The sequence below is a fragment of the Saccharopolyspora hattusasensis genome, assembly GCF_050972075.1.
Taxonomy (GTDB): Bacteria; Actinomycetota; Actinomycetes; order Mycobacteriales; family Pseudonocardiaceae; genus Saccharopolyspora; species Saccharopolyspora hattusasensis.
Window position 1 is genome coordinate 4792666 of record NZ_JBPCDC010000001.1, and the last position, 15522, is coordinate 4808187.

The 15522-nt window shown below is 70.8% G+C and carries 16 protein-coding genes; 9 read left to right on the forward strand and 7 right to left on the reverse strand.

Annotated features, from left to right (window positions below):
• Positions 1–40 precede the first annotated feature (40 nt).
• The 3 genes from ACRXBZ_RS22705 to ACRXBZ_RS22715 are packed head-to-tail and all read left to right on the forward strand — an operon-like array spanning position 41 to position 2687.
• Positions 41–811, forward strand: a complete 771-nt coding sequence (locus tag ACRXBZ_RS22705; protein WP_433880813.1) for an ABC transporter permease — start codon at positions 41–43, stop codon at positions 809–811.
• The gene (locus tag ACRXBZ_RS22710) at positions 808–1896 is read left to right on the forward strand and encodes a sulfate/molybdate ABC transporter ATP-binding protein (protein WP_433880814.1); all 1089 of its coding nucleotides are present in this window, start codon (positions 808–810) and stop codon (positions 1894–1896) included. The genes ACRXBZ_RS22705 and ACRXBZ_RS22710 overlap by 4 nt, the downstream gene beginning before the upstream one ends.
• A 26-nt stretch (positions 1897–1922) precedes the next feature.
• Positions 1923–2687: an HAD-IIA family hydrolase gene (locus tag ACRXBZ_RS22715; RefSeq protein WP_210435703.1), complete on the forward strand. Its 765-nt coding sequence runs from the start codon at positions 1923–1925 to the stop codon at positions 2685–2687.
• A gap of 211 nt (positions 2688–2898) precedes the next feature.
• On the opposite strand, the gene ACRXBZ_RS22720 is transcribed toward ACRXBZ_RS22715, so the two are convergent.
• Positions 2899–3300, reverse strand: coding sequence for a YccF domain-containing protein (locus ACRXBZ_RS22720; RefSeq protein WP_433880815.1), 402 nt, complete (start codon positions 3298–3300; stop codon positions 2899–2901).
• A gap of 128 nt (positions 3301–3428) precedes the next feature.
• On the opposite strand from ACRXBZ_RS22720, the gene ACRXBZ_RS22725 reads away from it, so the two are divergent.
• On the forward strand, positions 3429–3596 hold the full coding sequence (locus ACRXBZ_RS22725) for a hypothetical protein (protein ID WP_433880816.1): 168 nt from the start codon (positions 3429–3431) through the stop codon (positions 3594–3596).
• Positions 3597–3858: 262 nt separating this feature from the next.
• Here ACRXBZ_RS22725 and ACRXBZ_RS22730 read toward each other — a convergent pair whose 3' ends face one another.
• A complete protein-coding gene (locus tag ACRXBZ_RS22730) occupies positions 3859–4833 on the reverse strand; it encodes a R2-like ligand-binding oxidase (RefSeq protein WP_433880817.1) in 975 nt (324 codons plus the stop codon).
• Between the two features lie 122 nt (positions 4834–4955).
• Here ACRXBZ_RS22730 and ACRXBZ_RS22735 point away from each other — a divergent pair, with 122 nt between their 5' ends.
• Positions 4956–5576, forward strand: coding sequence for an HAD family hydrolase (locus ACRXBZ_RS22735; protein ID WP_433880818.1), 621 nt, complete (start codon positions 4956–4958; stop codon positions 5574–5576).
• Positions 5577–5711: 135 nt separating this feature from the next.
• Here ACRXBZ_RS22735 and ACRXBZ_RS22740 read toward each other — a convergent pair whose 3' ends face one another.
• Complete coding sequence (locus tag ACRXBZ_RS22740; protein ID WP_433880819.1) at positions 5712–5876, reverse strand: hypothetical protein; 165 nt, start codon at positions 5874–5876, stop codon at positions 5712–5714.
• 284 nt (positions 5877–6160) lie between these two features.
• On the opposite strand from ACRXBZ_RS22740, the gene ACRXBZ_RS22745 reads away from it, so the two are divergent.
• Positions 6161–6553, forward strand: coding sequence for a cold-shock protein (locus tag ACRXBZ_RS22745; protein ID WP_168586362.1), 393 nt, complete (start codon positions 6161–6163; stop codon positions 6551–6553).
• 119 nt (positions 6554–6672) lie between these two features.
• Positions 6673–7203 (forward strand): response regulator transcription factor, encoded by a 531-nt coding sequence (locus ACRXBZ_RS22750; protein WP_433880820.1) that lies wholly within the window; start codon positions 6673–6675, stop codon positions 7201–7203.
• A 9-nt stretch (positions 7204–7212) separates the two neighbouring features.
• Here ACRXBZ_RS22750 and ACRXBZ_RS22755 read toward each other — a convergent pair whose 3' ends face one another.
• From ACRXBZ_RS22755 to ACRXBZ_RS22770, 4 genes are all read right to left on the reverse strand, one after another.
• Positions 7213–7689, reverse strand: coding sequence for a DUF2771 family protein (locus ACRXBZ_RS22755; RefSeq protein ID WP_433880821.1), 477 nt, complete (start codon positions 7687–7689; stop codon positions 7213–7215).
• Positions 7690–7698: 9 nt separating this feature from the next.
• Positions 7699–9414 carry an MFS transporter gene (locus tag ACRXBZ_RS22760; RefSeq protein ID WP_433880822.1) on the reverse strand — a complete coding sequence of 572 codons (1716 nt, stop codon included), beginning with the start codon at positions 9412–9414 and terminating at the stop codon, positions 7699–7701.
• A gap of 616 nt (positions 9415–10030) precedes the next feature.
• Complete coding sequence (locus ACRXBZ_RS22765) at positions 10031–10765, reverse strand: hypothetical protein (protein ID WP_433880823.1); 735 nt, start codon at positions 10763–10765, stop codon at positions 10031–10033.
• A 19-nt stretch (positions 10766–10784) separates the two neighbouring features.
• Entirely contained in the window at positions 10785–11603 is an 819-nt protein-coding gene (locus ACRXBZ_RS22770; protein WP_433880824.1) for a glutaminyl-peptide cyclotransferase, read from the reverse strand.
• Between ACRXBZ_RS22770 and ACRXBZ_RS22775 the strand changes: the two genes are divergently transcribed.
• Complete coding sequence (locus ACRXBZ_RS22775; RefSeq protein WP_433880825.1) at positions 11532–12545, forward strand: DUF3027 domain-containing protein; 1014 nt, start codon at positions 11532–11534, stop codon at positions 12543–12545. The two genes, ACRXBZ_RS22770 and ACRXBZ_RS22775, sit on opposite strands and share 72 nt — an antisense overlap.
• On the forward strand, positions 12542–15520 hold the full coding sequence (locus ACRXBZ_RS22780; RefSeq protein WP_433880826.1) for a sacsin N-terminal ATP-binding-like domain-containing protein: 2979 nt from the start codon (positions 12542–12544) through the stop codon (positions 15518–15520). The genes ACRXBZ_RS22775 and ACRXBZ_RS22780 overlap by 4 nt, the downstream gene beginning before the upstream one ends.
• Positions 15521–15522: the final 2 nt, after the last annotated feature.

The following is a 15522-nucleotide window of genomic DNA, read 5'->3' on the forward strand; positions in this document are numbered from 1 at the left end:
ATCGGATCTTCGATTTCCATTGAAATTGCGGACGACCCAGGTGCCGGTGGTGCTTTGGGTGCCCGCGGCGCTCGCGCTGGCGCTCGTGGTCCTGCCGGTCCTGGGGCTGCTGACCCGCGTCGACCCGGCACGCCTGCCGGCGCTGCTGCTCAGCCCCGCCGCGCTCGACGCCCTGTGGCTGTCGGTGATCACCGGGCTGATCTCCACCGGGCTGTCCCTCGTGCTGGGCGGACCGCTGGCGCTGGTGCTGGCGCGGTCCCGGATGCGCGGACTGCGCATGGTGCGGGCTTTCGTGCTGCTACCGCTGGTGCTTCCACCGGTCGTCGGCGGCCTCGCGCTGCTTTACCTGCTGGGGCGCACCGGCCCGCTCGGGCAGCTGCTCGACACCGTGGGCATTCGCCTGCCGTACACGACGGCGGCCGTGGTGCTGGCGCAGACGTTCGTCGCGATGCCTTTCCTCGTGATCGGCCTGGAAGGCGCGCTGCGGACCGCGGGCGGGCGCTATGAGCAGGTCGCCGCGACGCTCGGCGCCGGGCCCTGGTTGACGTTCCGGCGGGTCACCGTGCCGCTGCTGCTGCCCGCGCTCGGGTCGAGCTTGGTGCTGACCTTCGCGCGGGCGTTGGGGGAGTTCGGCGCGACGATCACCTTCGCAGGTAGTTTGCAGGGCACCACCCGGACCCTGCCGCTGGCCATCTACAACACGGCCCAGTCCGATGTGGACGCTGCGGTGGCGATGTCGTTGCTGCTGGTGGTGGTCGCGCTGCTGGTCATCCTGGTGGCCCGGCCCAAGGCGGTGGAAGGACGGCTGTGAGCGGATTGCGGGCCGACATCGAGTTCCGGCGCGCCGGTTTCACGCTGCGCGCGGAGTTCGAGGTGGCGCCGGGCGAGGTCCTCGCCGTGCTCGGGCCGAACGGGGCGGGCAAGTCCACGCTGCTGTCCGTGCTGGCAGGGCACCTGGTGCCGAATCGCGGGCGGGTCGAACTGGACGGCGCGTCGTGGCTGGACACCGAGCGCGGGATCAACGTGCCGACGCACCGCCGGGGCGTCGGGCTGCTCGCGCAGAACGCCCTGCTGTTCCCGAACCTGACGGCCCTGGAGAACGTCGCCTTCGGCCCGCGCGCGGCCGGCGTCCGCAAGGCGGAGGCCCGGGAACTCGCCGGTCGCTGGCTGTCCGAAGTGGACGTTTCGGGCCTGGCTGCGCGCAAGCCCGGGCAGCTGTCGGGCGGTCAGGCGCAGCGCGTGGCGCTGGCCCGGGCGCTGGCGGCCAACCCGCAGCTGCTGCTGCTCGACGAGCCGCTGGCGGCGCTCGACGTCGACGCGGCCCCAGCCATGCGCGGGCTGCTGCACCAAGTGCTGCGCCGGCAGGAGAAACCGACCGTGTTGGTCACCCACGACGTGCTGGACGCGGTCGTGCTGGCCGACCGGCTGCTTGTGCTGCTCGACGGCTGCATCGTCGAGCAGGGCCCGACCCGCGAGGTGCTGGCCCGGCCGAAGGAGGCCTTCACGGCGCGGGTGGCCGGGCTCAACCTGGTGCCCGGGGTGGCCGCGGCGGACGGCATCTCGTTCGGGGACGGCGCGATCAGCGGCCGGATCGTCGAGGAGCTGGAGCAGGGCGAATCCGCCGCTGCGGTGTTCTCGCCGTCGGCCGTCGCGGTGCACCGCGAGCGGCCCCACGGCAGCCCGCGCAACGCGATCCGGGTGCGGTTGGCGGCGCTCGAACCGCGCGGCGACGTCGTGCGGGTGCGCGGCGTGGCGCGGAACTGCTCGCTGGCCGCCGACGTGACCCCAGCGGCCGTCGCCGATCTGCGGCTCATTCCGGACGACGAGGTCTGGTTTGTGGTGAAGGCCGCCGAGGTAGCCATCCACCCCACCTCCGGTGGAACATCGGGGGCGTGACTGAGCCATCCCCCTGGACGTACCTGATGGACATGGACGGCGTGCTCGTGCACGAGGAGCACATGGTGCCGGGCGCGGACGCCTTCCTGGCGGCCCTGCACAACAACGACATCCCGTTCATGGTCTTCACCAACAACTCGATCTACACCCCGCGTGACCTGCGCGCCCGCCTGCAGCGCACCGGGCTCGACGTCCCCGAGGGTGCGATCTGGACCTCCGCGCTGGCGACCGCGCAGTTCCTGGAGAAGCAGCGGCCCGGCGGCTCGGCCTACGTGGTCGGCGAGTCGGGGCTGACCACGGCGCTGCACAACATCGGCTACGTGCTGACCGACCGCGATCCGGACTACGTCATCCTCGGCGAGACCCGCACCTACAGCTTCGAGGCGATCACCAAGGCGATCCGGCTGGTCGAGGCGGGTTCGCGGTTCATCGCCACCAACCCTGACGAGAAGGGGCCGAGCCGGGAGGGCACGCTGCCCGCCACCGGCGCCGTCGCCGCGCTGATCGAGCGGGTGACCGGCCGCGCGCCCTACTACGTGGGCAAGCCGAACCCGCTGATGATGCGGTCCGCGCTGCGCCACCTGGGCGTGCATTCGGAGAACACCCTGATGATCGGGGACCGGATGGACACCGACGTCCGCTCCGGGCTGGAGTCGGGTCTGCAGACGATCCTGGTGTTGTCCGGGATCTCCACCGAGAACACCGCGGAGCTGTTTCCGTACCGGCCGACGAAGGTGGTCAACTCGATTGCCGACCTCACCGGCCACGTCCTCGACCCGTTCAAGGCCTGAGGCGGCGGGCACCCGTGGCCGGGCGGGCGCGGGTGCCCGGTGCTTTCAGGATGGTGAAGCGGGTTTCGGCAGGTCGATCGCGCTGGTGACCTGGTTCGGGTCCTCGGCCAGGCGTTCGGCGGCGTCGCGCACGGGCTCCGCGCGGCGGCTCGGTGAGCCGGGCCAGCGGCGCTGCGATTCGATGGTCGGTGGTACGCCGGTGCTCCGGAGGTCACCGGACGCGCATGAACGCGTACGGATCGTCGGCGTCGACGATCCGCTTGCCCAGCGGCATCAGCGAGACGGGTACGAGCTTGAAGTTCGCGATGCCCAGCGGGATGCCGATGATCGTGACGCAGAGGGCGAGGCCGGTGAAGATGTGCCCGAGCGCCAGCCACCAGCCGGCCAGCACCAGCCAGATGATGTTGCCGATGGCGGCGAACGTGCCCGAGGCCGGCTCGTCCACCAGCCGCCGGCCGAACGGCCACAGCGCGAAGTTGGCCATCCGGAAGGACGCGATGGCGAACGGGATGCCGATGATCGTGATCGCCAGCAGGACTCCGGCGAACGCGTAACCCACCGCCATCCAGAACCCGCACAGCACCAACCAGATGATGTTCAGCAACAACCGCATGCCTATACGGTGCCAGCCCGGCGCCCGCCCCGCCGACCCCGCTACCCGCACCGCCACGCAGGACGAGTTTGGAAACAGCTCCGATAGGCAACCCAAAATGCTCATGGGTCCTGACCAGGTGGAACGGTGTGGTTCAGGCTTCATGCGAGGAGTTCGCCGCGGAGGACCGTGACGGCCCGGCCGCGGAGGCCGACGCGGTGCCCGCGCAGGGCCATCTGGACGATGCCGCCGCGCCGGATGTCCTGATCTGCCACACCCTCGCCTGGCCGTCTGGATCCGCACGCGGTTCCCGCTAGCCGACGAGGCCGCCACCGCGAGCTCCTACCGGCACGCCGTGACCCAGGCGGCCGTCGGCATCGCCGCCGAGATCGAGGCCGAAGCCGCTCGGGCCGACCCGCCTCAACTCCCTCGGGCGCTGACCCGCCTCAACTCCTGAGCAGCTGCCGGGAAGTTGCAGGTTAAGGGTGCCTTGCACCGGCGAACCGGCCGCGCGGATTGGGGTTCACGCGACACTCGGCCGCTTGGCGCATAAGCGAGAAGTTGCGCTGCAGTCCGGGATCAGCCCTTGGCGTCGAGCTTGGCGAGTTCGGCGGCGTCTTCGGCGCCGAACTGGTCCTCCAGCTGCTCCGGGGAGGCGTCGACATCGATCTGGGCCAGCGGCACGCCGCGGGCGCTGGAGATCGCGCCGAGGCGGCGGGTCGCGCGGTCCGAGGCGTAGGCCGTGAGTTCATCCATGTCCAGCTCGAAGGGCAGCACCTCGGGCGCGTCCTCCGGCTTCCACTGGACCTGGGCGATGGCGTGCGGCAGCAGCCGGGCCATCTGGTCCTGCACGACGTCCCAGTTGCGCTCGTCGGCGGCGACGTGGCGGCGGCAGGTGAACGTGCCCCACGCCATGTGGCGGCGCTCGTCGTCGCCGATGCGCCGGATGACCTCCTGCATGCCGGGCAGGATGCCGCGGCTGACGCAGATCTTGTGCCAGGCGTAGTAGCCGGTCAGGGCGAGCGTGCCCTCCACGATGTGGTTGTAGGTGACCGACGCGCGCACCTGGTTCTCCGGGCTGGGGTCGTCGTGCAGCGCGTGCAGCGACTCGGGCAGCGCACGGTAGAAGATCTCGCGGTAGCCGGGGTTCTCCTCGACGAGCCCGTGCAGGTCTTCGGTGAGTCCGATGGCGTCCAGCCACAGCCGGAACACCTGGGTGTGCTTGGCCTCTTCGAACACGAACTGCGTCAGGTACATCTCGTCGCTGAACCGGCCCTCGGCGGCCATCGCGGCCACGAACGGCTGGAGGTCCTGGGTCACGGCCTCTTCGCCGGCGATGAACTGGGCGCAGAGGCTGGCCACGCTGCGTTGCTCGGCCTCGTTGAGCCGCTGCCAGTCCTCGGTGTCCTTGCTGAAGCCGATGTCGGCGGGATTCCAGAAGTTGGCGTTGCCCTTGTTGAAGAGGCGCAGCGGCAGCGAGTCCCAGTTCAGGCCGCTGGCCCGCAGAGAGTGGAAGCCTGCGCGATGGGCGGGGTGCGCGGTGGTGCTCGTCATTTGAAGGACTCCAGCTCGCCGAAATGTGAGAAATATTACGACATGGTTTTCGGTACTGCACTGCTCTGAATCAAGGGTTTGGGGGTCGGGCGGCGAGTCCGCTCGCACGTAGGGTGAGGCGCGTGGCAGAACAGCGCAGCGCCCTGACCGTCGGTTTCGACCTGGACATGACCCTGATCGACCCGCGCCCCGGCATGGTGCGCGCCATCGAAGCACTGAACGCGGAGTTCGCGTTGTCGCTGGACGGCGAGGCCTTCGCCGCGCACCTGGGGCCGCCGCTGGCCGACACGATGCGCGGATACGGCTTCGACGAGCCGATGGTCGAGCGGCTGGTGAACCACTTCCGCGAGATCTACCCGTCAGTGGTGGTCGGGGCGACCGAGCCGATGCCGGGCGCCGCGCCGGCGCTGGACGCGGTCCGCGAAGCCGGCGGGCGCACGCTGGTGATCACCGGGAAGTTCGAGCCGAACGCGGCCCTACACCTCAAGGCGTTCGGCTGGGACGTCGACCTGCTCGCCGGCGACGTCTTCGCCGCGGCGAAGGGCGAGGTACTCCGCGAGGAGGGCGCGAAGATCTACGTCGGCGACCACCTCGGCGACATCGTCGGCGCGAAGACCGCGGGAGCGGTCGCCGTCGGCGTGGCCACCGGCCCCTACGGCGTCGACGACCTGGTGGAAGCCGGTGCCGACGTCGCGCTGCGCGACCTCACGGAGTTCCCGGAGTGGCTCGCGCAGCACGCCTGATCGTGCTGGGGAGCCTGGCGGAGTAGGGCGGCGATTTCGCGCGAAATCGCCGCTCCCCACGCGTGCCAGGTGGCGATTTCGCGCGAAATCGCCGACGCGGAACCCCTGTGTCGGGCGTGGTCCCGCTTGGCGGATTCAGCGCCTGCGGTTGCGGAAGATGGTTGCGACCACGCCGAAGATCAAGCCCGCCGGGCACAGCAGGCTGGCGAGGTTCAGCCAGATCGGCAGGTTCTGGTAGCCGGCGGCGGCCAGCCCGAAGATCATGACGATCGCCAGCAGGCCCAGCCCGAACAGGGCCATCGATACCGGGAGCACTGCGGACCTGGACGTTGCACTAGCCATGCTGAGCAGGGTATTCACGGACTGAGCCCGGTGCCGCAGCGGGCCTTGGTCAATAAGGCCGGGTGTTGTCGGATGGTTACGCGGTACGCTAGTCGTGACGCGTCCCGGCGCGCCCAACTGCGTGGCGTATTCGGGGCGCTTTCGTCGTGCCGGGGTCGTTCGGCCCCACTCGGCGGAGAAGACAAGGACGACCGAGGACCCGGAGACCGGGCCAGCGCATTCGACAGGGAACGGTGAGGACAGTGCCTACCGGCAGGGTCAAGTGGTTCGACGCGGAAAAAGGCTTCGGCTTCCTGACCCAGGACGGTGGGGAGGACGTTTATGTGCGATCCTCCGCGCTGCCGTCCGGCGTGGACGCACTCAAAAACGGCCAGCGCGTCGACTTCGACATGGCGCAGGGGCGCCGCGGTCCGCAGGCGCTCAAGGTTAAGCTGCTGGACCCGCTGCCGTCGGTGGCGGAGGCGCACCGCCGCTCCGCCGACGAACTGCACGGCATGGTCGAGGACATGATCAAGCTCCTGGAGCTGAAGATCCAGCCCGACCTGCGCCGCGGTCGCTACCCGGACCGCAAAATGGCCAAGCGCATCGGCGAGGTCGTGCGCGCGGTCGCCCGCGAGCTCGATCCGGGTAACTGACGAACGTCGCGGAGGCCGGGCGCATCGTGGTGCGCCCGGCTTCTTTATGCCCCGCGGCAGGGGCGGTGTGGTCGGTCGGCAGATCCGGCGAGGGCGCCCGGATTCCCAGATTCACCTTCGTGACAGCCAAGACCATCGCGCTCGCGGTGGCGCTCGGGATCTCGCTCGGCCCGGCCAATGCGCACGATGCGCCCGAGCCGACCGCGCCCGCCATCGACGAGTACCTGACCAACGCGCTGGAATCCACCGGCGTACCCGGATTCTCGGTCGTGGTCACCAAGGGCGACGGGGTCGTGCACGCCGGACGACGGGGTCGTGCACGCCGCCGGCTACGGCCACGACTCGGAGGGTGCGGGTCGAGCGAACTCCGGATGCGCTCAACGTCATCGTGCGGAACCCGGCCGCCGATGCCCGGCCGGGCTACCCGGCGCAACGCCGCCCGCGACCGGGCGGCGACCCTGAACCTGCGGGAACGCGAGGTGCCGGCGCTGGTCGGCGCGGGACTGTCCAATCAGGACGTCGCGCAGCGGCTGTTCCTGGCCGAAGGCAGCGTCAAGGCGCACGTCCGGACGATCGTGCAGCGCCTGTCCGCGAAAAACCGCGTCCAGGCCGCGATCACCGCCTACGAGGCCGGGCTGGTCGGCGGCTGAAGCCGGCCGTCACTCGTGGACGTTCAGGATCCAGGTGCCGCCGATGCCGAAGTCGACACCGCCGTCCGTGCCCTGGGTCAGCACCGCCGAGAACTGCTGGACCTCCACGTGCTCCAACCGGGTGCCGTCCGGCGGCACCTGCAGCGTGTAGGCGTGGCGCTCGTTGGGGCGGAAGACGGCGCTGCGGCCGTCCAGCTCCTGGCCGTTCGTGCCGCGGTAGATGAACACCACCTGCCACGGCGTGGCGGCGACCTCGCCGGGCACCGAGATCTGCAGCGGATCGTTGTCCGGCACGCGCAGGTCGCCGACGGTGTTCTCCGACGGCGTCTTGCAGTTCTGCCCCGTCGCGTCGCAGAGCTGGGCGGGGTTGACGGCCGCCGAGTTCCCGTGCGAGTAGAAGGTAACCTGCGGTTCGCTGGGTGCGGCACAACCGGCGGCGAGCGCGATGCCCGCCGCCGCCAGCAGCGGCTTCAGTCCACGATGCACGGTTCGAGCCTACGACTTGGCCCCTGGTCGTTCGGTGGCCGGTGCGGCCCGGCGCCGGATGCGGGGCAGCAGCGTGCCGCCGCGCCCGGCGACGATCGTCTGCGCCAGCATCGGCGCCAGCACGGCGGAGACGACGACGAACCCGATCGAGTAGACCGGTGGCAGCAGGACGCCCAGCGCGCCGCCGAAGACCCAGCTGAGCTGCAAGATCGTCTCAGACCGGCCGAACGCCGAGGCCCGCGAGGCCTCTGGCATGTCGTGCTGAATCACCGCGTCGAGGCAGACCTTGGCCAGCGCGCTTGCTGTCGCACCCACCAGGCCGACCACTACGGCGAGCGGCAGCCCGGCCAGCACCGCCGCGCACACGGCGACGGCCAGCGCGCTGCCCAGGCAGGCGATGATCACCCGGTCCGGCTTGCCGAAGTGCATCTTCGAACCCAGCCCGTTGCCGAGGAAGCTGCCGACCCCGGCCGCGCCGCCGACCAGGCCCAGCAGCACCAGCTGCATGAACGGCTCGTGCTGGGTGCTCTGCTTGATCACGAACGCGGCGAACAGCGTCAGGAACCCGGTCAGCACCCGGATGCCGCCGTTGCCCCACAGCGCCACGACCACGTGCCCGCTCACCGGGACCTTCTTGGTCTGCTCCGGGTGCGCGCCGATCGACGTCGGGACCTCGTCCTCGGTGCTCTCCACCCAGCCGGGAATCCGCAGGCACAGCCACACGCCGCCGACGGCCATCGCGGCCATGAACCACAGCGCGCCCTCGGAACCCAGCAACCAGGCGAAGCCGGAGGCGATCGCGCCGAAGATCCCGCCCGCGGCCATGCCGAACGCGGTCAGCCGGGAGTTGGCCTTGGTCAGCGTGATCTGCGACGGCAGCACCCGCGGCGTCATCGCCGCCTTGAGCACGCCAAAGGACTTCGACAGCACCATGCAGCCCAGCGCCGCCGGGTACAGCAACCAGCTGTTGAAGTTCAGCGCCATCACAGCCGCGAGCAGCACCCGGGCCGCGAACGACGCGGCGAGCGCGATGCGGCGGCCCTGCTGCAGCCGGTCCAGCGCCGGGCCGATCACCGGGGCGATCACCGCGAACGGAGCGACCGTGATCAGCAGGTAGAGCGCGACCTTGTCCTTGCTCTCGCCGGTGGCGGCGGAGAAGAAAAGCGTGTTGGCCAGCGCGACCGCCATCGCGGCGTCCACCGCGTAGTTGCCCATCACGGCGTAGGTGAACTTCGCGAGCCGGGACCGGTCGGCGCCGTCGGCGTGTGCGAGCGAGAAGAACATCCGCATCGCGCGTTGCGTCAGGTCCCGGCTGCGCCAAGCGGCAACACGGGTGACGGTCAGCTTCTGGGGCGGCGCGGTGCCGCGGGGTTTCTCCGGTTCAGGCTGTTCGGGGTCTTCCGCGCGGCCGGAGTGGTCTCCGGGCAGCGGCGGCAACCGCCGAGCACTGCTGCGCGGACGCTCGTAATCCGGATCCTCTTCGCACGGATACCGCCGATCGGACCGCTCGTCCCCCCGCGAACCCGCGCCGGAACCCCGCCGCTCGCCCCGGTCGGGCTCGCCCCTGCTCGACGCCTCGAACCGGTGCTCGGCGCACTGCGCCGAGCCGTGCTCGGCCTCCCGGCCGCCTTCGGCATACCAACCGCGCTTGCGGCGCTGCCCGGCGCCCCAGCCCGATCGGCCGCGCGAGGCGTCCGACCGCTGGTCATGGCGTCGCAAACCCATACCGTTCATCCTGCCTCACCCGCCTCCGGCCGATCGGGTCTCCGCCGGATTTCGGCGGTCCCACGGTTAAAGAGGAAGGAACCCGCCCGCCAGATACACCCGGACACCATCGAGCGACATCAACGCCCGCAAAATCACCCCCGACCAGGTGGTTCAAAGCAGCTCCGGAGCCCCGTGAGTATGGGCGGGACCCAGGTTCCTTCGCGGCAACCAAACCAACCCGAAACGATGCATCTTTACCCAGCACCGCGAATAGTTGCGCCCCCAAAAAAGCGCACGGGCACCTGAGCAGGCAGAACCTCAGGCCGGGGTCAGACGCCAGTAGCCGTAGGGGTTACTGACAGTTCCGGATCCTGTGTCAATGTGTGACAGAGCGTGGTGTAGTGTGTTGCTTGCTGACCGAGCGAAAGCCAAGCCCGGTCAGCGGTTTTCCTGCGGCGGCAGGTGAAACACGTCAGGTACCGCGAGTTGCGTGGGAACCGGCCGCAAGGCCAAACGCACGTGGAGACCGTGTCAGACCAGCGTTCGTGCTGGCAGTGGTCGAGGAAGCGTGAAGGCCACCAGTCTTCCTGATGGTCAACGCAGGTGGCGCAAGTCATCTGCTCACGGAACGTTTTCACACGTTTCGTGAACGGTTGAAGAAGATGTCCTCGTCGTCGTAGCGGTCGCACGCGCGCTGGTGTAGCAGCCAGCGCGGCGCGTCCTCGGCGAGCCGGAACGCCTCGCCGTCCTGGATCGCCGCCGCCCGCGTCTCGGTCAGCAGGTACCCCGCGAGGCCGTCGATCAGCTCCACCCACTCGCCGAGCCGGCTCTCGTCGAGCAGCCCCTCGGTCTCCAACTCCACGTCGGGGACCCCGAGCAGGTGCATGCCGCAGCTGTGCAGCACCTCGCCGCTGTGGATTGGCCGCTTCACCCAGGCCCGGCGGAGCGCGTCGGGCTGGGCGGCAGTTTCGGCCAGCGCCAGCCACGTCTCCCGACCGTGCGCGAGACCGCCGCTCTCGCTCTTGATGGCGGTAGCGCCCCAGCGCTCGAACAGCTCCGCCACCACCGCCAGCATCCGCTCGGAGATGTAGGGGGCGTGCTCCTGCCCGCCCTTCGCGAGCACGTAGGCGACCGAATCGTGCTCGGCGACCGCGTCCCAGTCGGCGTCGGTGAAGGTCAACCCCGCCAGGCAGGCCTCGAACGCGTCGGGCATCCGCCGGTCGTGCTCCTGCATCGAGAACTCCCGGTCCAGCGAGAACTGCGGTCCGCCCACGGCGCCGACGACTCGCTCGATCGCGTCAAAGTCCATGCCGGTACCGAGCACGCAGAGCACGTGCAGCGGCTCCACCAAGTCCTCTTGATCAGCCATGCGCCGACCGTACTAATGATCACGTTGGTACGAAGCGAACTCGGAAAATCGACGGCCAGTACTTCCCGGTCAGCAGGAACTCGTCGGTGCCGGGCACGGCGGCGATGCCGTTGAGCACGTCGGTGCCCGCCCGCTGCCGGGGGCTCAGCAGCCCGGACGCGTCCACCACGGCGGTCACCTGCCCGTTCAACGGGTCGATGCGCAGGATCTCGTCGCTGCCCCACACGTTCGCCCAGACCTGCCCGCCGGCGCACTCCAGCTCGTTCAGCTCGTCGGTCGCGGACCCTCCGAGCCGCACGCCGACCCCGCCGATCGGCGCGAAGGTCACCGGGTCCCGGAAGGTCAACCGGTCGCTGCCGTCGCTCATCACCAGCCGCGCCCCGTCGAAGCACAGGCCCCAGCCCTCACCGGAGTACTCCACGCGGCGCAGCTCCGCCAGCGACTCCCGATCCCGCTCCAGCGCAACCCCTTCCTGCCAGGTGAGCTGCCAGATACGGTCACCGGTGACGGTGATGCCCTCACCGAAGAGGTCGGCCGGGAGCCGGGTCTCGCGGCGCACCTCGCCGGTGGCGAGGTCGGTGGCGCGCAGCAGCGACTCGCCGTGCAGGCCAGTCCCTTCGTAGAGGGTGCCGGCGACGAGTTCGAGGCCCTGAGTGAATGAGGAGCGGTCGTGCGGGAGCACGGAGATCACCTCCGCTCGAAGGTGTGGCAGGCTTCCCGAGTGCCCAACGCCCTGATCGGTTTGCTCGCGGTTGTCCTGGCCGTCGTGCTGCGCTGGTACCTGCGGTGCGCACGCCAGCAATCCCAGCCCGATGGTGAGCACCCAGCCGCACAGCACACGACGAGTCAGGAGGAGTCGCACCCCGAAAGCCTGACACGGCCGACGGCGGCGACGACCACGTACGGCACAATCGAGTATGTGACGCCTATGCCTGCTCCGATGACCAGCCCAGGCGCGAGTGCCCCGTTCGAGGACGCCGGGCCGCCTGCGTCCGTGCCGCCGAACCCGGAGCTCGCCGCCGCGGAGGACGTCGCCCGAGCTGCGGCGGAGGACGAGGCGCGGCCTGGGGACGACCCGATCGGTTCGCCGGTGCTGACCATGGACACCGAGGTCTCCGCCCCGGTCGGGGCGCACGTCGGTGTCGAGCCGGAGGGCCCGCACGCGGTCACGCACTACTTCGAGTCGTACTACCCGGGCTACGTCGGGTGGCGCTGGGCGGTCACGGTCGCCAGCGTCGGACCAGGCGAACCGGTGACGGTCAGCGAAGTCGTGCTGCTGCCGGGTCCGGACGCGTTGACCGCGCCCGACTGGGTGCCGTGGAACCAGCGGGTGCGCCCGGGTGACCTCGGCGCGGGTGACCTGCTGCCGACCACCGCGGACGACCCGCGGCTGGCGCCCGGCTACCTGGCCAGCGACGACCCGGCGGTGGAGGAGGTCGTCCACGAGGTGGGCCTCGGCCGCAAGCGGGTGCTAAGCCTGGAGGGGCGGCTCGATGCCGCCGACCGCTGGCACAACGGCGACTTCGGGCCACGCTCCGAGATCGCCCGGTCCGCCCCGGGGGCCTGCGGTACCTGCGGTTTCTTCCTGAAGCTGGCGGGTTCGATGGGCGGTGCGTTCGGCGTCTGCGCCAACGAGCTCGCGCCCGCGGACGGCCGCGTGGTCAGCGTCGAGTTCGGTTGCGGCGCGCATTCCGACGTCGAGGTGGACACCTCCTCGACGGTTCCGGTGGCCGAGGTCGTCTACGACGACGCCACCCTGGACTTCGAGCCGCGCGGGTGAACGGAGCGGACCCGTTCGGCGCGGCCGAGCTCCGGCAGGCCGTGCTGCAGTCCTGGGAGGCTTCGCCGACCAGGTTCCGCGAGGACGCCAACGCCGAGGAAGACCTCCGGCTCGGCGGTTACCGCGACCGGCTGCTGGTCGAGTTGGCCCAGAACGCGGCGGACGCGGCGGGCACCGGCGGTGTGCTGCGGGTCGAGTTCGTCGGCCGCGAGCTGCGGGTGGCCAATACGGGTGCGCCGCTGACCGTGGACGGCGTGGCGGGTCTGGCTTCGCTGCGCGCGTCGGCCAAGCGCGAGGGCGTGTCGGTCGGCCGGTTCGGCGTCGGGTTCGCCGCGGTGCTGGCGGTGTCCGACGAGCCGCGGATCGTGTCGACGTCCGGTGGTGTGGCGTTTTCCGCGGAGCGGACCAGGGAAGCGGTGGCGGAGTTGTCGGGCCGGGCCGAGGAGTTGGCGGCGCGCGAGGGCGTGATGCCGATCCTGCGGCTGCCGTGGGCGGTCGCCGACGAGCCGCCGACGGGTTTCGACACCGAGGTGCGGCTGCCGCTGCGTCCCGAGGTGGACGCGGAGGCGCTGCTGGCGGCGTTGACCGACCAGGCCCCTGATCTGCTGATCTCGTTGCCCGGGTTGACCGAGATCCGGATCGGCGAGAAGACCTGGCGGCGCGACGACGAGGCCGATGACCGGTTCGTGGTGCGCGGCCCGGTGCGCAGCGATCGGTGGCTCGTGCACCGCGCGGCGGGCACGTTGAGCGAGGTGGCGCTGGCCGGTCTGGGCGTCGAGGCCCGGCATGCCACGCAGTGGCACGTGACCTGGGCGGTTCCGCTGGACGAGTACGGCATGCCGATCCCGCTGGCCGAGGACGTGCTGCACGCCCCGACCCCGACGGAAGAGCGGCTGTCGCTGCCCGCGCGGCTGCTGGCGAGCGTGCCGGTGGAGCCGGACCGGCGCCGGGTTGCGGCGTCGGCCGCCACGGACTCGGTGCTGACGTTCGCCGCCGAGTGCTATCCCACGCTGGTCGGCAAGATTGCCGCGGAGCACCGCACGGCGCTGGTGCCGCTGCCCGGCTTCCCGCTGTCCGATGTGGACGACAAGCTGCGGCAGGGCGTGAACGACCGGCTGCGCGTCGCGGCGTGGCTGCCTGCCGCCAACGGGAAACTGTTGGCGCCGCTGGAATCCCGGGTCCTCGAATACGTCTCGCCGGAGCTCGTGGAGCTGCTGAAGGACGTGGTTCCCGGCCTGCTCACGGCGGATCTGGCCGATGCCCACCACCGCAGGTCGCTGCATGTGCTGGAGGTCCGGCGGCTCGCCGCGGCGGAGATCGTCGAAGCGGTCACGGGTCTGCAGCGCCCGCCGCACTGGTGGTACCGCCTCTACGACGCGCTGACCCCGATCGAAGGCACGGATCCTGTGGCGCGCGAGGAGTTCTCCGCGCTGCCGGTGCCGCTGGCGGACGGTCGCACGGTCACCGGTGTGCGGGATGTCCTGCTGAGTCACCGGGATGCGGACCCGGACCCGGCGGCGCTCCTGTCCACACTGGACATCTCGGGTCTGCGCATCGCGCACCCCGAAGCGACGCACCCGCTGCTGGAGAAGCTCGGCGCGCACCCGGCCGGCCCGGCGGAGCTGCTCGACGCCCCGTCGCTGGAGGAGGCGGTGCGCAGCAGCGTCTCCGACGCCCGGTCCGGGGCGGACGTGCAGCCCTTGGCGGAGGCGGTGTTGCGGCTGGTCGCGAGCGCGCAGCCGCGCGACTGGCTGGGCGCGTTGGCGCTGCCCGACGCGGACGGTGACTTCCGCCGGGCGGACGAACTCCTGCTGCCCGATGCGGCGCTGCTGGACGTCCTCGACCCCGAGTACATCGGCGAGGACGCGCCGCTGGCGGTGCTGGGCGAGGACTTCGCGGCCGACCGGCCGGCGGACCTGCTGCGGTCCATCGGCGTGCTGGACGGCTTCGCGGTGCACGTCGAGGAAGACCCGGTCGAAGCCGACGACGACTTCCCCGACTCGCACCACTGGTGGGCGGAGCAGGAAGCCGCGCAGCCCGAGAACTGGCCGCCCGCCAGGTTCATGGGCATCCGCGACCTCGACCTGGTCGCCGACGACGCCTGGCCGGCGGCGATCCGGCTGCTGGTGCGGAACCCGGACACGCTGCGGGCCCTGCGCGAACCGAACAGCTACTCGGCCTGGTGGATCGCGCGCTACGCGCTGATCGAAGGACACCCGCCCAAGCACTGGCGCCTTGCCAGGGCCGAAGAACTCGCGGGCCTGTACGACGCGGTGCCCGATGTCGGGCTCGACGACGAGCACCTGCGGATCGCGGGTGTGCGCGGCGAACTCGTCATCGAGGACGCCGACGATGCCGAAGACCTGCTGGAACGGCTCGGTGACCCGGACCGCGCGGTGCGCGCCGGAACGGCGTTGCGCGCGCACCAAGCGCTGGCGGACGCGGTTGCGGGTGGCGTCGTGGATCCGGGCGAGTTCGACCCGCCGGAGATGGTGCGTTCGGTGTCGGGTGCGGTGGTCAGCACGGGGCGAGCGGTGGTGCTCGACGAGCCGTGGATGCTCGGCGTGCTGGAAGCGCCGCTGGTGATCGCGGGCGGCAGCCCGGACCAGTTCGACGCGGAGGCGCTGGCGGAACTCCTGGACCTGCCGCTGGCGTCCGAGGAGAACACGATGCAGGTGGTGGGTCTGGGCCGCCTCCAGCGCTGGCCGGAGGTGGCGCGAGTCCCGGCGGCCTGCGAACTCCTCGGAATCACGGTGCCAACGGGCGAGGTGACCCTCCACGACGTGCTGAAGGTCCGGTCCTCGGCCGGAGAGCAGCGCGTCCACTGGTGGGTCGAGGGCACGGGAAAGGTCCACGCGGAGCGAACCCCGGACGGCCTGGCCCGAGCCCTGGCCTGGGCATCGGGAGCCTGGCACGAGAGGTTCGCCCTGACGGCCCTGCTAGCCGACCCGGAAGCAGCAACCCTCCTACGCTGAGC